This is a genomic window from Methylomonas sp. Kb3 (genome assembly GCF_002834115.1).
Lineage (GTDB): Bacteria > Pseudomonadota > Gammaproteobacteria > Methylococcales > Methylomonadaceae > Methylomonas > Methylomonas defluvii.
In genome coordinates this window covers 285,241-301,660 of record NZ_PIZT01000010.1, presented here as the reverse complement: position 1 = coordinate 301,660, position 16,420 = coordinate 285,241, and the positions used below count along the sequence as shown (strand labels likewise).

The following is a 16,420-nucleotide window of genomic DNA, read 5'->3' as shown; positions in this document are numbered from 1 at the left end:
TCGGATGAAATTACATTTGGACGGCTCTATCCATGAATATTCTCCTGATCGACGACCATTTCTGCGCCCGCGAGGGTGTGGCTTGTTTGTTGAAACAAATCATTCCGGAATTACAGGTGTTTGAAGCGGAGAGCTTCGACGAGGGGTTGACCTTGGCTCAGCAAACGCCGTTGAATCTGGTTATGTTGGATGTGCAGTTGCCCGGCAAGGATGGGTTGGCGGGGCTGGTGGAATTGAAGGCGGCATTTCCGGATTTGTGCGTGGTGATGTTTTCCGGGCTGGACGATAGGGAGTTGGTATTTAAGGCGCTAAGGGCGGGAGCTATGGGATTTATCGTCAAAACTGTATCTCGGCAGGCGTTTGTCGATGCGTTGCGGGACGTGTTGGCCGGGAAGGTTTATTTGCCGGCATCCGCGGTGGGCCCGCAACGAACTGTCGATTCATATGCCGGCCATGTTACAGAAATACCTAAGGTATCCGATTCGGCCAGTTTAGGCCTGACAGCGCGCGAGTTCGAAGTGCTGACTTGGTTAGCACAGGGGATAGGCAATAAGCAGATTGCTCGGCAGTTGGGTATAGAAGAACAAACGGTGCGCAATCATCTGCGGCCGATTTACCAAAAATTCGGTGTCGCTAAACGTACCGAGTTGTTGGTGAAGATTTTTGAGCGGGGGATTGTGTTTGGGAAGCCGGGGGTGGGGAATTGACGGCTTTGAAGTTGAGGGGATTTATATAGAATCTCCCCTAGCCCCTCTTTTTCTAAGAGGGGAATTAATAGCGCCAAAGCTTAACTTAACGCCAATGGTTAATAAACGGATTTTCTTTGTTGACTATCCTTCACACGGATTTGGTTATCTGCAACGTTTTAACCATGGTTTCCCTCAGGGCTTTGGCGCCGGCAGGTTTGCGCAGAACGGCGGTGTGTGCCGGCAACAGGGCTTTTTCGTGGTCCGAGATGGCGCGGGCGGAGAGGATCATGGTCGGTACCGGCCCACAAGCGCTGTGGACTGCGGCGATAATGTCGTGGGCGGTTTCGCGGTTGCCCAGGTAAAAGTCGGTGATCAATAAATCCGGATCTCTATCGTTTTCGGCTAGTAGTGCTGCGGTTTCCGTGAGCGATGCTGCTTCCTGTACCAGGCAGCCCCAAGCTCTGAGTTGCTTGGCGATGGCTTGCAATACCTCGGCGTCGTCGTCCACCACCATCACAAAGTAGCCGGAGAAGTCGCCGTTTTGATCTAATCCGATGTATATAGCCAGCATCGGCTCGGCAACCGGTAGTTGGATTTTAAAGTCGCAGCCAAAACGCGAACCGCATACCAAGCTCAGACTGTGTTCGGGTAAACATTTAACGGCTGCGGCCACGTAAGCCAAGCCTATGCCCAAGCCCGGTACTATGTTGTCGTTCTGGCGACGCTGGTTACGAACAAATTCCTTGAATACCTCTTCGCGCATTTCCTCGGCGATCCCGGGGCCGCTGTCACAGATATGTAGCGTCAGACGGTGCTTACCGGTTTTTACAGCAGAGACCAATATCCAGCCACTCTCGGTATATTTGATGGCGTTATCCAGCAAATTGCCGAGAATTTGCCGCAGGATGTTGCTGTCGCTGCATAGGTTGTAAGGCTCCTGGCGGCGTAAAACTACTTTAAGCCGGATGCCGCGCTTGGCGGCTTGCGGGGCATATTGATTTTCCAGGCTGGTCAGCAGCGTATTGAGATCGATATTGGCCGGTTGCGGAATTTGCCGGCCGGTTTCCAGGTTGGCGATGTCCAATACATGGTTAAAGGCGGCGTTCAATTCGTCTATCACCAGGCCCATGCGGTTGAGCATAAATGCCGCGTTATTACCGGCCGGCTTTGTTTGCGCGGCGTCCAATACGGCGGCGTAGCAGGCCAACGCTTGAAGTGGTTGGCGCAGATTGTGGCCCATTTGCTGTAAAAAGCGGGTTTTGTCTTCCGCATTGACCTGGGCTTTGCGTTTTTCGCGGAAGGATTTGCGGGCGTAAGCTTCCAATTGACAACGAGTGCAGACGCCGAAGATATTGACGATGCAAAGGTTCAGAATAGACGGGATCAAGTCAATCATAGTCAGCCCAAGCCAATAGCCGGCCAGCGGCATGGTCAGCGCAGTACTCCAGCCAAAACTCATTGTCGCCCGCAACGACATGAACATTTGCCCGTAACTGAAAAAATACATGGGCAATAGGGCCGGCCAGGTTTCAGCGTAGTAGCGGGGATTACCGTCGTACAGCAAGATGGCGATTAAATTGGCTGCGGACAGTCCGGCGCTGAGTTTGGCGATGGTGTTGATTTTTGCCGCTGCTTCTACGCAGACATTTAGGTATCTGAATAAGCCCAAAAGTACCAGGACTATGGGAAGTCTTAAGATGGCTTCTGCGGTTGAGGTATTACCTGTATGCAGATCCAGCAGGATATAGACCAGGAATGCGACGGCTCCCAAGCCTAACGCCCATTTGAGGGGGCTTAGTAATACTAGGTAACGTTCTTCCCAAAACTGCCGTTCGCTATCTTCATCGAACTGCGGGATGGCAAACAGTTTGGTGAGGCTGAGCGATAGTTTGGTATCGAGAAAAAGTCCGAGCGGACGGTGGGTGGGGGCGCGAAAAAAAGCCTTGCCGGCAAGATGTTCGATGAATGGATTTGGTACGCGCATGCCGCCGGTCTTGGTCGCAACCATCGTACTCGATGCGGCGCAAAGAGCGCATCAGTTTTTCCGATAGCCAAGTTATTGTTGTTTTTGTAGCTGGGCTTTATTTTCTCTATTCCGGTAGGCCTAAGCAAGAAAAGTTAGCTAACGCACCAACAAATTCTATTGGCCTTAAACACTTTGCCGCCAGCGTTGATAAAGTAGGCGTAAAATCAGCGCACATTGCAGCGCGGCAAAAGCTAACGCCGAGAATGCGGAATCCGCCCATAGTGGAAAGAATAACGCTGAAACGCTGGTCATGCCGACTGCGCCGAACAGGCCGGGGAGAATGCCGTACAGCAGCGCTGCGGACAGTAAACTCAGGCTAAAAGCGCGTTGCGGATTTTTGCCGTAGCAAAAAAACAGGTAAACGGCGCAATCGCGTAATACTAATAGTGCGACAGCCAGTGGGTAGGCATGCAGGGAGATGTCCAGCCAGGCAAAGCGTTGCTCTTGGAAGCTCAGAAATATCGCAAACGGCAGGCTTAGCGCAAAACTCAATGCGCTCAAGGGTAGTTCCTCACCCACTCGGCGCCAATTCGCTTGTCGCCAATAATCCAGTAAGCGTTTGATGCGCATTGGCTCGTGCCGTTCGACGATGACGCCAATGTAAGTTAAAGCGCTGCAAACGGCTAAAGCAGCCAGCGAAAAGGAATAGTGGGTATTGGGAATAAAGCCGCCCAAATAGATAATCAAAAACAGCGTAAAACCCAGCCAGGCCGAGGGCAAATTGCGCAAACTCAAGTCTTGCGCCAGCAAGCGATAATTGCCCATGACGCACCAGAATAAGGCGCAAAGCAGGCTTATTTGGTGCAAAGTCTGTGGGTTAACAGTCAGGTTATACCAGGTGTTGCTTTGAAAATGACCGGGCAAATAATTGGCCGTTTCGGTTAAATCAGTCAAAGACGGCATGAAAACGAGGAAACCCACCAATACCAAAATGAGTATCGAACCGGTTTTTAGCTGGCCGCGTTGCACTGCCAGCAAACCCAACAAAAGCCCGGCGCTTTGTACCAGTAATGCAGTGCCAATGGCGTAAAAAAACAATAAGGGTAGGGCGGCCGGATTGTCGGTAGCCAGCGCATGGACCAGTAAACAAATGCCGGCGCAGTACCAGGCCATGCTGGTACTGCCCAGCAGTTTGCCCCAGGTCATTTGCCACGGCCCGAGAGCCGACAGGCGTTGCGTATCCCAGGTGCGATCGCGGTATTCTTCAACAATGCTGTCCAGGCTTTGCCGGGTGCCCCATAGCAGCGTGATCAGCATGAATAGCGTCAAAGCGGCTTGCGCGGTGATGCTGCCCAGCCGGTAGTCATCTAGGAAATAGGTTAAGGTAAACACCGCGCCCAACACCACAGGCGCGCCTATCAGCCGGGCCGGCGAGCATTCCAAAATCAGTTGGCGTTCAAATTCGGGATTTAGATTCATGAGCTGTGGCGGATGGTTTGTAGGTAAGCGTCTTGCAGATTGCTGGCGACCGGGGCGAATTCGCAGACCGGTAAATCCAGTGCGATGAGGGCTTTCAACACTTGGTGTTGTTGAGCCGCGTCGCCGTTCAGCTGCAGTAAGGCTTGTTGTTTATCGTCGCTATTCAATACCTTAACATCAGGTAGCGATTGCAGGCGTTGCAACAGGTTTTCTACTGGATGTGCCAGCAGCAACTTGAAGGGTTTTAGCAAGGACGGCGCTTTCACCGCAACCTGTTCGACGATTTTGCCGTGACGCAGCACCAGCATATCGGTGCAATAGGCCTCCAGCTCGGCGAGGATATGCGAGGACACCAGCAGCGTCATGCCTTGGGCTTGCAGGTCTAAAAATAGCTCGGCCAGTTCATGGCGGGCTTCCGGGTCCAAGCCGGATGCCGGTTCGTCCAGCAACACCACCGGCGGTTTGTGGATGATGGCTTGGGCGATGGCTACCCGTTGACGTAAGCCGCGCGATAGCTCGGCCGGGCTGTTTTCCAATCTATCTTGAATATGCAAACGCCTGCTGACAGCTTCGATAGCGGCCGGGCAATCAGCTGCAAAAATGCCTTGGGCGCGGGCCACGTAATGCAGGCATTGCCGCACCGTCAAGCGTTGATAAAGCCCAAAAAAATCCGATAAGTAGCCGATGATGCGATGGCACTCGCGCGGTTGTTCCAATACGTCGATGCCGGCGATATTGATCGCACCGCTGACCGGTTGATCCAGCGCCGCCATGCAGCGCAGCAGCGTGGTTTTGCCGGCGCCATTGGGGCCGACCAGCGCGGTGATGCTGCCGGCAGCGATGTCGAACGACACATCATCCAATGCGCGCAGGCCTGGGTATTCGAAAATCAGCTTATCGACAGAGATCATGTTTAGCTTTAATGAAGGCTTGGGTAAAAAATGATGCGGGTTCGATGATACCGCTTTTTGGTTTGCCGGACGCCGATTATCGGCTTAGGCTGCTTGGGTATGAATTTTGCTGCATTTCTGGGGTGAGTTTGGCTGATAAACTCCGAGTACGCCCGAAATTAAGGCCTACACCAATCCCGCTTGACCATGCGGCGGGGCGCGAAACTGTGTATTATTACTCGCAATAACGGTGCTTTATTGCGCGAATGAGTAACGGCTCAATCGCGATACAGATGAGTGCACGCAAAGACTGGTTATTTTTAAACATCAAGTAGGAGAAATGAATGCATAACGTCACGTTGATTAAAGGTGATGGTATTGGCCCTTCGATCATGGACGCCGCCGTGGCGGTGATCAACGCTTCGGGTGCGAAAATTCATTGGCATGAGGCGGACGCCGGCATGTCGGCTTATGAAAGAACCGGCACGCCGCTGCCGGATGCGACGATGGAATCTATCGCCCAGACTCGGGTGGCGTTTAAAGGACCATTGACCACGATGGTGGGCGAGGGTTTTAGAAGCATCAACGTAGAACTGCGCAAACAATACGATCTTTATGCCAACGTGCGGCCGGCGAAAAGCTGGAAAGGCGTAAAAACCCGTTACGACGACGTCGATATTGTCATCGTGCGTGAGAACACCGAAGGCCTCTATGTCGGTTTGGAACATTATCTAACCCCGGCTAAGGACATCGCCGAAAGTTTGGCGGTGGTTACCAAGGCCGGTTCCGAACGCATCGTGGAATATGCATTTAAATATGCTATCGATAACAATCGTAAGAAAGTGACGGTTTGTCATAAAGCCAATATTTTGAAATACACCCAGGGCTTGTTCCTGAGAGCGGCACGGGAAGTGGCGGCCAAATATCCGGGCATCGAATTCGACGAAAAAATCGTCGATGCCGCCTGCATGCACATGGTGATGAAGCCGGAACAATTTGACGTTGTCGTTACTACCAATATGTTTGGCGATATTTTGTCGGATTTGACTGCCGGTTTGGTAGGTGGCTTGGGCTTGATCCCTGGTGCGAACATAGGTGCCGATGCAGCGCTATTCGAAGCGGTACACGGCAGTGCGCCGGACATCGTCGGCAAAAATATCGCCAACCCTACGGCGGTGATGATGGGGGGCGTGATGATGCTGAACCATTTGGGCGAACACGAAGCGGCTACCCGGATGCTGAACGCGATTGAAAAAGTCGTGAACGGCGGTGTCTATGTCACCCCGGATTTGAACCCGGACACCAAATACGGCACCCAGGAAATGGGTCAAGCCATCGTCGATGCGATGGAGTGATTAACCTGCGGCGGAGGCGGTTATGAGTGCGCAACCTAAATTCGATAAGCCCTGGATGTCTGTTGAGGATTATCTGGCAGCGGAATTGCTCAGCGACATAAAGCATGAGTATGACGCCGGCGAACTGGTGGCCATGTCGGGTGCCAGCAAGAATCATGAGCGCATCAAGATGAGTTTGGCTCGACTGTTGGGTAATCATTTACAAGGCAAGCCTTGTGAACCCTTCAGTTCCGATGTCAAAGTCAAGATCGGCCAATATCTGTTCTACCCCGATGCGATGGTGGTTTGCGAGGATACCTCGACCCACGACTATTATGCCGAGGCGCCAGTCTTGATCGTCGAAGTGCTGTCCAAATCCACCCGCCGCCGCGACGAAACCATCAAACGCCGCCTGTACCAAACCATTCCCAGCTTGCTGGAATATGTGCTGATCGAGCAGGACATCGTCGATGTCGAAGTCTGCCGGCGTAGCGAAGGCTGGGTGTCCAATCATTACTTTCTCGGCGATCAAGCCCGCTTCGAGTCAGTGGATTTAACGCTGGACGTTGCCGAGATTTATCAGCGGGTTGATAACGACGACATGCGTACTTTTATCGCCGAACAGGCCGCCGCAGACCAAGCGTCCCAAGTCCAATAATTTTTACCGGAAATCATCATGCTAGAACAATACCGAAAACATGTCGCCGAACGCGCTGCCGAAGGCATCGTTCCCAAACCACTGGACGCCGAACAAGTCGCCGCGTTGGTTGAATTATTGAAACAGCCGCCTGCCGGCGAAGAAGCGTTTCTGCTGGATTTGCTGGCTAACCGTATTCCAGCTGGGGTAGACGAAGCTGCATATGTCAAAGCCGGTTTCTTGACTGCCGTTGCCAAAGGCGAGGCGACATCGCCACTATTAACAGCTGAAAAAGCCACCGAATTGCTCGGCACGATGCTGGGTGGTTACAACGTCGCGCCGTTGATCGAATTGCTGGAAAGCGCCTCATTGGCGCCGATTGCCGCGAAAGCGCTGTCGCAAATTCTGCTGATATTCGACGCTTTCCACGATGTGCAGGAAAAAGCCGAAGCCGGCAACGCTTACGCCAAACAGGTGCTGCAATCCTGGGCTGATGCCGAATGGTTTACCGCCAAGCCGGAAGTGCCGGAAAAACTGACGGTCACTGTTTTCAAAGTTACCGGCGAAACCAATACCGACGATCTGTCGCCGGCGCCGGACGCCTGGTCCAGGCCGGACATCCCGTTGCACGCTAAGGCCATGCTGAAGATGCCGCGCGACGGCATTACGAATGCTGAGCAGCAAATTACCGAACTCAAAGCCAAAGGTTTTCCGGTGGCCTATGTCGGCGACGTGGTGGGTACCGGTTCCTCGCGCAAATCCGCCACCAACTCGGTGTTGTGGTTCATGGGCGACGATATTCCGTACATTCCGAACAAACGCGGCGGCGGTGTTTGTATCGGCGGTAAGATCGCGCCGATTTTCTTCAATACCATGGAAGATTCCGGCGCGCTGCCGCTCGAATGCGACGTCACCGCTATGGCAATGGGCGATGTGATCGACATTTATCCCTATCAAGGTGTCGTCAAGCGGCACGGTACCGATGAAGTGATCTGCGAGTTTGCATTAAAAACCGAAGTAATCTTCGACGAAGTCCGCGCCGGTGGCCGGATTCCGTTGATCATCGGCCGCGGCTTGACCGACCGTGCCCGGCAATTCTTGGGCTTGCCTGCCTCCACGGTATTTCGCCGCTTGTGCGAAGCCGCCGACACCGGCAAAGGTTTTACCCTGGCGCAAAAAATCGTCGGCAAGGCTTGCGGCGTGGCCGGCGTGCGGCCGGGTAGTTATTGCGAGCCTAAAATGACCACGGTCGGTTCGCAAGACACTACCGGCCCGATGACCAGAGACGAGTTGAAAGACTTGGCTTGCCTGGGCTTCTCAGCCGACTTGGTGATGCAATCGTTCTGCCACACTGCCGCTTATCCGAAACCGGTGGACGTGCAGATGCAGCATACATTGCCGGACTTCATCATGACCCGCGGTGGGGTATCTCTACGTCCCGGCGACGGCGTGATTCACTCTTGGTTGAACCGCATGTTGTTGCCGGATACCGTCGGCACCGGCGGAGACTCGCACACCCGTTTTCCCATCGGTATTTCCTTCCCGGCCGGTTCCGGCCTGGTGGCCTTCGCTGCGGCGACCGGCGTTATGCCCTTGGATATGCCGGAATCGGTATTGGTGCGCTTCAAGGGCCAGATGCAACCTGGCATTACGTTGCGCGATTTAGTCAACGCTATTCCTTATGCGGCATTGAAAAGCGGCTCATTGACCGTCGCCAAGCAAGGTAAGAAGAACGTGTTTTCCGGCCGGATTTTGGAAATCGAAGGTTTGCCGGATTTGAAAGTCGAGCAAGCGTTCGAATTATCCGACGCCTCGGCCGAGCGATCCGCAGGCGGCTGCACGATCAAGCTCAACGAAGCGCCGATTCGCGAGTATTTGAATTCCAACATCACCTTGCTGAAATGGATGATCGCCGAAGGTTACGGCGATGCCAGAACTATTCAGCGCCGAATCAAAGCCATGCAGGATTGGTTGGCGAACCCGGTATTGATGGAAGCGGATAAAGACGCGGAATATGCGGAGATCATTGAAATTGACCTAAATGAAATCACCGAGCCATTGCTAGCTTGCCCGAACGACCCGGATGACATCAAACCGCTGTCGGAAGTGGCGGGCACCAAGATAGACGAGGTGTTCATCGGTTCCTGCATGACCAACATCGGCCACTTCCGCGCCGCCGGCAAGTTGCTGGAAAAAGCCGGGGCCTTGCCGACACGTTTGTGGGTAGCACCGCCGACCAAAATGGATCAAAACCAGTTGGTGGAAGAAGGCTATTACGGCACCTTCGGCAAGGTCGGAGCACGCACCGAAATGCCCGGCTGCTCCTTGTGCATGGGCAACCAGGCGCGAGTGGCGGAAGGTTCGACCGTGGTATCGACATCGACCCGCAACTTCCCCAACCGTTTGGGCAATGGTGCGAACGTCTATTTGTCCTCAGCGGAATTGGCAGCGGTGTGCTCGCTATTGGGCAAGATTCCGACGGTTGCTGAGTATATGCAATATGCCGCCAGCATCGAACAAACCAGCGCGGATACCTATCGTTATCTTAACTTCGATCAAATTGATAGTTATCAGGATAAGGCCAAGGAAGTCGCTTAGCCCGGCGGATTTTAGGCATCGTGCCGTAGCAGGCGCGGTAACCCGGTTTTAGCTGGGCTACCGCGCGCACCCAGTGGGAAAATATTTACGTCTTCCACTTGCAAAAAAAATTACAGGCTATCAATAATCTCCAGGCAGCGCTGAAAAGCACTACGGACGATGAAAAAGGTCATTGCAAGCGGGTAGGATAGATAGTGCTCAGGTAGTGCCAGACAAATCAGCACCAATACCGCAACGGCGCAGGAATCGAAGCGGGCCAAATATTTTTGCATATAGCGCAAGGATTCTTGGGATTCCCAATCAAACTGCGGACTTTTGTTGATTAAAGCCAGTAGCATCCAACTGCTAAGCAAAGCAAAATAAACTGGAAACACGCTGAATTGCGGTGAGCCGTCGCTGAATTGCGGGCTCCAGTAACCGTACCAAGTCCATAAGCCTGTGGAGGCAAAACCATCGTGCCATATTTTGCTGGGTACTAATTTCAAACAACCACTCAATAGAAAAAGCACCGCAAGGCACGCTCCCGCACCCCATACGGCCTCTATATTCAGTAAGGGTAAAAATGCATTTTGGGTTAAGGTTAGGGGAGTTAAGATTAGACAGCAGACGATGAAAATAGGCATGGTAGTAACAATGGCTTTTTTAAGTTTTACACAGTCTGCCATAAGCTCGACGGATTTGAGCAATCGATATAAGCGGCTTACCTGGCTCGAAATTTCCTGAGCTTCTGATGCGGGCTCAAACTGGAGTCACGATATTTGCAAGCGCCTGTCCTTACGTTGCGACCTTTTTGATTGTGACGTGCTTTTGCACCGAGCGTCAATCACACAATAATTGGGTTATTTCAGTTATTGCATATTCTCGCTTGCTATCCCTGGCTAAAGATTCACTCAATTTTCAATTGATTAAATGCATCTGCAAAGCGGAACGGAGTTGGGTGATCCTTTGTTCGGCCTGATCACCCGCATACGGCAGGCTGGCGAACTTTCCCCATACCGGCGCCGGCCAGGCTTTATCGGTTTGATAGCGCACCACATGGTGCAGATGCAATTGCGGGACGAGATTGCCGATTGCGGCAATATTGAGTTTGTCGGGGCGATAAATACTCGCCAGTGCCTCGGCAAGCAGACAGGACTCGCTTTGCAGAGCCTGTCTATCCGCCTGTCCAAGCTGATAAATTTCTCTGATATTGTGGCGCCTGGGCACCAGGATGAACCACGGGTATTGGCTATCGTTCATCATTAACAATTCCGATAGCGCAAAGCTTCCTACGTTAAAACAATCTTGCGCCAGTTGTTGATGAAGTACGAAATCGGGCATGGTTATCTCAAATGACGAATAAAATATTTAGCTGACTGTGGTTCTGTAAAAGCCGATGTGCCAAAACCATCAGGGACGACGCAACAACTGCTCGCACAATGCCGGTAACGGTGGCGGTGGTAGCGGCACGCTTTTCGACGGTGCTTTGGCTTCCGCGGAAAACCACCAGGCCAAACTGGCGTCGCAACCGTCACCGGCAGGCAATGGCTCTTGCGAGTCGCAATGCGGGCTGTGCGCGGGGCATTTCAAGCGCACATGAAAATGATCGTCATGTTTCCACCATGGGCGAATCTTGCGCAACCATTCGCCGGCTCCGGGACTTTTAGTGGTGCACAATTCTTGTTTGATGCTGGGGTTTACAAAAATCCTGTCGACCTCCGGTTGGCGTGCGGCGGCTTCCAGTACCTTTGCCAGGTCCGGCGACCAATGCCGGTAATCCATACTATCGTTTTGCATATTCACGACTGACGGTGCGCTCCAAGTTTCGCGTTCGTTGGCCGTCAATTGCCGGTTACTGGCTGGTTCGGATAACAAAAACCATATATCCACATCCAAGCCCGACTGATGGCTGCGATGTCCGCTCAAGGTCGGGCCGCCGCGCGGTTGGCCCAAATCGCCGATCAACAACGAGCCCAATTTATGCTCGGCGCTGAACTGGCCCAGATGCTGGATAAAGCCGATTAAGTTAGGATGCCCATAATAGCGGTGGCGCGATAAGCGCATGACTTGATAGCCTTGGCCGTCCAGGGGGAGGGTGGCCGCGCCGCTGATGCAGCCGCTGGTGTAAGTGCCGATGCTTTCGCTGGGTTCCTGGGTCGGTGTGGTGATTTTGGCCCAGTCTTGAGCGGTCGAGCCGGCCGTAGCGTCGATGTTAACGCCCAACGCGGCAACGCTTACTAAAATGGATGAAATGCTAGCTAGGCGCATGGTCAATTGGCAAGGAAATGGAATAACGGGCCGCGATTATACCGTTGGCTTGCCGATAGCGGCTATCGCATCGGTCACTCGCCGCCCCAAACTCATGCTGGGGATTTCCAGCCAATGATAAAACAACAAAGAAACCCCTTGTACGCAGCCGATAGTGATAAGCCAGCCGCCAAACCAAAGTGCCAGCCGATTTTCGGTAAACCCTTCCAAAAATTTTAAAACCAGCGGCGTTAGACAAATCAGAATCGCCATGTGGCTGAGATAGGCGCTGTAAGACACTTTGCCGATTTGCCGTAACATCGGTTGCGATAGCACCTGCTGTGCATCTTTAGAACCTAGCACGAACATCAAAATCAAGCCGGCTCCCAAACCGGAACCCAGCCAGACTGCGGTATCCCCAAATATGTCGGACGGCACAAAAGTGCCGCAGGTATAAAACGCTAAGCCGGTCAATAGCAACAAACGCCGTTGCCAGCGTCGGCCGGACAGGTAATGGGTCAGATCGGTGTAGTGTCTGGCAATGGTCATGCCCAATAGAAAATGCAGCAAGAAAATCGACACACCCAATAGGCTGGTCGCCAGCAAGCCAAAAAATACCAGCCAAGAACTGCCGCGTCCCGCCAGCAATAAGCCTACCGGCAGCAGCAAAGACAAGACCAATTCGATACTTAAAGTCCAAGCTTGCGGCAGTAGTACGATCAAGGCGGGCAATTTCAATAAAAAACTCTCACGCAGCATGTCGGCGGGCGTTAACGGAAATTTATGCCACATGCCGGTTATCCAGTCAGTTGCCGGCAGACTGGTCTTCAGTATCGCGCTGTCGAAGGTGTTCACAAACAGGCCGGCGCTGATCAGTAAAACCAACAAGTACGGCAACCAGATCCGAAACATCCGATTAATCAAAAAACGCGCCAAATGAAATTCGCTCAGATCGGGCATGTGTCCGGCGCGAAAATAGCGTAAAGACAGTACCACGCCACTGAGCACGAAAAACATCGATACCGCCGCCGAGCCGTCCCACCAAATGTGTAGCGGCGAGAAATCCAACCATTGCTGGCAAAGTGGCGTTTCGCAGGGTAGGCCATAGGCGATGACGAAATGTTCGCTGATAACGGCCAGGGCCGCCAGGCCGCGAATGGTGTCCAGGTAACTGATATGTGTTTTAGGTGCCACGGGCAGAATCTTATTTTGGAGTAGTCAGTGTCGGCTGGCATAGGTATAGCAGGCTTTGGCGATTCGGCTATCGAGCGCTGTTATATTTGCTGGGTTGCGAAAGCAGACGCTGTTAAGTTGCTGATCATCCGTCTTCAGCCGTCATCCCCGTGTCGGCAGGGATGCGGGAATGCCGTCAGAAAAACCAAGCAAAACCGCTGCGCAAGGCTTTAAACTAATTCCATTGCGATTTGCGCACGTTGAAATTGCGGCCCTTGATTTTGCCGGCCCGCAAGCAGGTCAAAGCCTTATCCGCACTGCTGCGTTTCACCGCAACATAGGCGTGTTTATCGAAGATGTCGATTTTGCCCACTTCGCCGCCGGCTATGCCGTTAGCGCCGGTGAGTGCGCCCAAAATATCGCCCGGCCGCATCTTGTCTTTGCGGCCGCCGTCTATCCATAGCGTGACCATCGGCGGCTCGAAGCGGTGTTCGCTGCTCAGTTTAAACGGGGCGATTTCGTCCCATTTCACGGAACCTGCCATATAGTCTTCGATGGCTTTGACTCTGTTCAACTCCGCTTCGCTGACCAAACTCAGCGCCAGGCCTTTCGCACCGGCACGGCCGGTACGACCAATTCTGTGCACATACACTTCCGGGTCCCAAGGCAGTTCGTAATTGATCACCGCTTGCATGTCTTTGATGTCCAGCCCCCGAGCGGCAACATCGGTGGCGACCAGAATCGAACAGCTTTTATTGGCAAAGCGCACCAATACTTGATCGCGGTCTTTTTGTTCCAAATCGCCATGCAAGGCCTGCACGGAAAAGCCGCAATTGGTCAATGTATCTGCCACGTCCTGGCATTCGCGCTTGGTATTGCAAAACACCACCGTCGATTCCGGGCGATGATAAGCCAGTAAATAACCTAGCGCATTCAGGCGTTTGGCTTTGTCTACCTGATGAAAACGTTGTTCGATAGGGTTGTCCAGATGGCTGGTTTCGACGCTGACCGAGACCGGTTTGAATTGAAATTTCTGGCTCAAGGCGCGAATCGGCTCGGCGTAAGTCGCGGAGAACAGCAGCGTTTGCCGATGTGTCGGCGCGTAGGCAATCACGTCGGTGATGATGTCCGCAAAGCCCATGTCCAGCATGCGGTCGGCCTCGTCCAGTACCAATACTTTTAAATGATCCAGGCGCAAGCTGGCTTTTTGCAGATGCTCCTGCAAGCGGCCCGGCGTCCCCACTACTACATGCACGCCGTGCTCCAGCGAACTGCGCTGCGGCGCGAACGGCGTGCCGCCGCACAAGGCCAGCACTTTAATATTTTGCGTGAAGCGGGCTAATTGGCGGATTTCTTTGCAAACCTGATCGGCTAGTTCGCGGGTAGGGCAGATCACCATGGCTTGCACTTTAAAGCTGCTCAAATCCAGCCGCGACAACAAACCAATGCCAAACGCCGCCGTCTTGCCGCTGCCGGTCTTGGCTTGGGCGATCACATCCTTGCCCTCCAGAATATGCGGCAGACTTTCGGCCTGGATTGGTGTCAGGTGGGTGTAACCCAGCGATTCGATGTTTTCCAGCAGGGCGGGTTTTAACGGCAGGGACGAAAATTCGGGTGTATTCACAAAGGCTCTAATTGATAAATGCGGCGCGCTTGCCGACATGCGGGAGGCCATGATACCAGAGTTGCACATTGGGTCCTTGCCGAATCAACGGGCTGCTAGCTTGCCATTCGCGGTCGATTTTTCACTTATCGGCTGATAAACAAAATCGTCCGCCTTTCAAACATTAAAAATATCGATCATTCGCTTTAAGCCGGAGGCAGACAATCTCAGTGAAAGCTTGGATCCAAACGACGATGAAAAACACGATTGAATTGATGTGGCAAAGGCGGGGGAGGCGAAGGTTGTTTGACTAGGAGATGAGAACCGTTCACCACCCGGTCACATTCGAGCGGGAATTTCGAGAGGCGCTGGCTAAACAAATGACCGGTTTTTGTTGACTATTAGATTGGCGTTTGGTGCATGTTCTAGCACAATCCATTGGCCTCATTTTTTGATACAGTACATCATCAAGTGATGCCTGGAAAACCCTATGAGAACCACTGTAACCATAGACGATGCGTTGTACCAAAAGGCCCTGGAAATGGCTGATCCAGGTATGGATAAGACCGAAATTTTCCGGGAAGCGATGAAAACCTTCGTCCGAATCCAGGCCGCCAAACGCTTGGCTGCCTTGGGCGGAACCCTACCGGAGATGGCCGATATTCCCCGAGAACGCGGCCAAACCGAACCGTCTGCATGATATTGGTCGATACCTCGGTTTGGGTTGACCATTTCAAAAAGTGCAACGAAGACCTGGTGCGTTTGCTTGTTTCCGATTCGGCGTTGATTCACCCGCTGATCGTTGCCGAATTGGCTTGCGGTACGCCGCCCGCGCCGAGAACCCAAACCCTGAACAACCTGCGTCAGCTAAGGTATTGCAATCAAGCCGGTTTGCAGGAAGTGGAAGACTTTATCGAACGTGAAGCACTATATGGCTTGGGTTGCGGACTAATCGATTTGCAGTTGCTAGCCTCGGTTTTGATTACGCCCGGCGCCAAGCTGTGGACGTTGGACAAGCGGTTGGCGAAACTTGCCGAGCGGTTTGGGGTGGATTGCTGGTCGTAAATTGATTATTGCGCGTTCCGTTGCCTAAGCGCACGCTACGGGATGCTTGGTATTAGAGAATGCTTCCAAACCAAATGTAGGCTGGGTTGAATACAATGAAACCCAGCTTTGGTGCTGTCCTGGAGCGTCTAGGGCGGCGTTCCCACAAGGAGCGTGGGAACGATGAAAAATCCTCAATACATTATTTGCCTTCAAGGCGCGAGATAACCGGTAGGGCGACAATAGGCGAAGCCGTATTGCGCCGAATGAAACGGTTTCACATCCGGCGTATTACGCTATCGCTAATACACCCTACGCGGGCTAATCACCAGGTTCAGTTTTGTAAATTGGATTCAAAACTTGCGGCAATTCGGGATGTCTAGCCATTATATCTTCGCTTTGCAAATGATCTCTATGAGGGGATTGAACATGAGCATAAGCATGGCCCCGTAAATTACCGGCTTCAGCTTTGTGCGTGGCCGTACGATTTATTACTTCAGTCTTTCCAATTGCCTTAGTTGCCCACCCTTCTACAGAACCGCCTTGGATACTGTCGCCTACTTCAAGCATTGATGTCTCGAAAACTACTTTTGATAAATCTTCCAGCGAAGACTCTATCTCTGCATATCCATTAATACCCAATTTAAACGGGAATACTTTAACTCCGAGGTGTTCATGCACATATGGTGTATATTGATAAAACTGTCGTGTGTTGAAAGAAATTCTTTTCCCTTCAATCGAAGCACAAATGTTTGACTTCTTTGCCATTAAAACAATCCCT

At 52.6% G+C, this 16,420-nt stretch carries 15 protein-coding genes; 6 read left to right on the top strand and 9 right to left on the bottom strand.

Annotated features, from left to right (window positions below; genetic code table 11):
- Positions 1-32: 32 nt before the first annotated feature.
- On the top strand, positions 33-707 hold the full coding sequence (locus tag CWO84_RS08685) for a response regulator transcription factor (RefSeq protein ID WP_033156222.1): 675 nt from the start codon (positions 33-35) through the stop codon (positions 705-707).
- A gap of 130 nt (positions 708-837) precedes the next feature.
- Here CWO84_RS08685 and CWO84_RS08680 read toward each other — a convergent pair whose 3' ends face one another.
- From CWO84_RS08680 to CWO84_RS08670, 3 genes are all read right to left on the bottom strand, one after another.
- Positions 838-2,697: a hybrid sensor histidine kinase/response regulator gene (locus CWO84_RS08680; RefSeq protein WP_101052334.1), complete on the bottom strand. Its 1,860-nt coding sequence runs from the start codon at positions 2,695-2,697 to the stop codon at positions 838-840.
- Positions 2,698-2,838: 141 nt separating this feature from the next.
- Positions 2,839-4,134, bottom strand: coding sequence for an ABC transporter permease (locus CWO84_RS08675; RefSeq protein ID WP_101052333.1), 1,296 nt, complete (start codon positions 4,132-4,134; stop codon positions 2,839-2,841).
- Positions 4,131-5,045, bottom strand: a complete 915-nt coding sequence (locus CWO84_RS08670) for an ABC transporter ATP-binding protein (protein ID WP_101052332.1) — start codon at positions 5,043-5,045, stop codon at positions 4,131-4,133. The genes CWO84_RS08675 and CWO84_RS08670 overlap by 4 nt, the downstream gene beginning before the upstream one ends.
- A 323-nt stretch (positions 5,046-5,368) precedes the next feature.
- On the opposite strand from CWO84_RS08670, the gene CWO84_RS08665 reads away from it, so the two are divergent.
- Genes CWO84_RS08665 through acnB form a run of 3 tightly spaced genes read left to right on the top strand, consistent with a single transcriptional unit; the run spans position 5,369 to position 9,593 of the window.
- Positions 5,369-6,379 (top strand): isocitrate/isopropylmalate family dehydrogenase, encoded by a 1,011-nt coding sequence (locus tag CWO84_RS08665; protein ID WP_101052331.1) that lies wholly within the window; start codon positions 5,369-5,371, stop codon positions 6,377-6,379.
- 22 nt (positions 6,380-6,401) lie between these two features.
- Entirely contained in the window at positions 6,402-7,016 is a 615-nt protein-coding gene (locus CWO84_RS08660) for a Uma2 family endonuclease (RefSeq protein WP_101052330.1), read from the top strand.
- An 18-nt stretch (positions 7,017-7,034) separates the two neighbouring features.
- Positions 7,035-9,593 carry a bifunctional aconitate hydratase 2/2-methylisocitrate dehydratase gene (gene acnB / locus CWO84_RS08655; RefSeq protein ID WP_101052329.1) on the top strand — a complete coding sequence of 853 codons (2,559 nt, stop codon included), beginning with the start codon at positions 7,035-7,037 and terminating at the stop codon, positions 9,591-9,593.
- A gap of 110 nt (positions 9,594-9,703) precedes the next feature.
- Here the strand turns inward: acnB and CWO84_RS08650 are convergent, their stop codons facing one another.
- From CWO84_RS08650 to dbpA, 5 genes are all read right to left on the bottom strand, one after another.
- Positions 9,704-10,078 (bottom strand): hypothetical protein, encoded by a 375-nt coding sequence (locus CWO84_RS08650; protein ID WP_225893101.1) that lies wholly within the window; start codon positions 10,076-10,078, stop codon positions 9,704-9,706.
- Positions 10,079-10,490: 412 nt separating this feature from the next.
- Positions 10,491-10,913 carry an HIT domain-containing protein gene (locus tag CWO84_RS08645; RefSeq protein ID WP_033156229.1) on the bottom strand — a complete coding sequence of 141 codons (423 nt, stop codon included), beginning with the start codon at positions 10,911-10,913 and terminating at the stop codon, positions 10,491-10,493.
- Positions 10,914-10,982: 69 nt separating this feature from the next.
- Positions 10,983-11,840: a penicillin-insensitive murein endopeptidase gene (gene mepA / locus CWO84_RS08640; RefSeq protein ID WP_033156230.1), complete on the bottom strand. Its 858-nt coding sequence runs from the start codon at positions 11,838-11,840 to the stop codon at positions 10,983-10,985.
- Between the two features lie 36 nt (positions 11,841-11,876).
- Positions 11,877-13,013, bottom strand: coding sequence for an acyltransferase (locus tag CWO84_RS08635; protein ID WP_165786290.1), 1,137 nt, complete (start codon positions 13,011-13,013; stop codon positions 11,877-11,879).
- Positions 13,014-13,227: 214 nt separating this feature from the next.
- Positions 13,228-14,616 (bottom strand): ATP-dependent RNA helicase DbpA, encoded by a 1,389-nt coding sequence (gene dbpA, locus CWO84_RS08630; RefSeq protein WP_101052362.1) that lies wholly within the window; start codon positions 14,614-14,616, stop codon positions 13,228-13,230.
- A 469-nt stretch (positions 14,617-15,085) separates the two neighbouring features.
- On the opposite strand from dbpA, the gene CWO84_RS08625 reads away from it, so the two are divergent.
- Both CWO84_RS08625 and CWO84_RS08620 read left to right on the top strand, forming a co-directional pair.
- Positions 15,086-15,295, top strand: a complete 210-nt coding sequence (locus tag CWO84_RS08625; protein ID WP_033156233.1) for a type II toxin-antitoxin system VapB family antitoxin — start codon at positions 15,086-15,088, stop codon at positions 15,293-15,295.
- Positions 15,292-15,660, top strand: coding sequence for a type II toxin-antitoxin system VapC family toxin (locus CWO84_RS08620; protein ID WP_033156234.1), 369 nt, complete (start codon positions 15,292-15,294; stop codon positions 15,658-15,660). Before CWO84_RS08625 ends, CWO84_RS08620 begins: the two co-directional genes overlap by 4 nt.
- A gap of 300 nt (positions 15,661-15,960) precedes the next feature.
- On the opposite strand, the gene CWO84_RS08615 is transcribed toward CWO84_RS08620, so the two are convergent.
- Positions 15,961-16,407: a hypothetical protein gene (locus tag CWO84_RS08615; RefSeq protein WP_033156235.1), complete on the bottom strand. Its 447-nt coding sequence runs from the start codon at positions 16,405-16,407 to the stop codon at positions 15,961-15,963.
- Between the last annotated feature and the right edge of the window lie 13 nt (positions 16,408-16,420).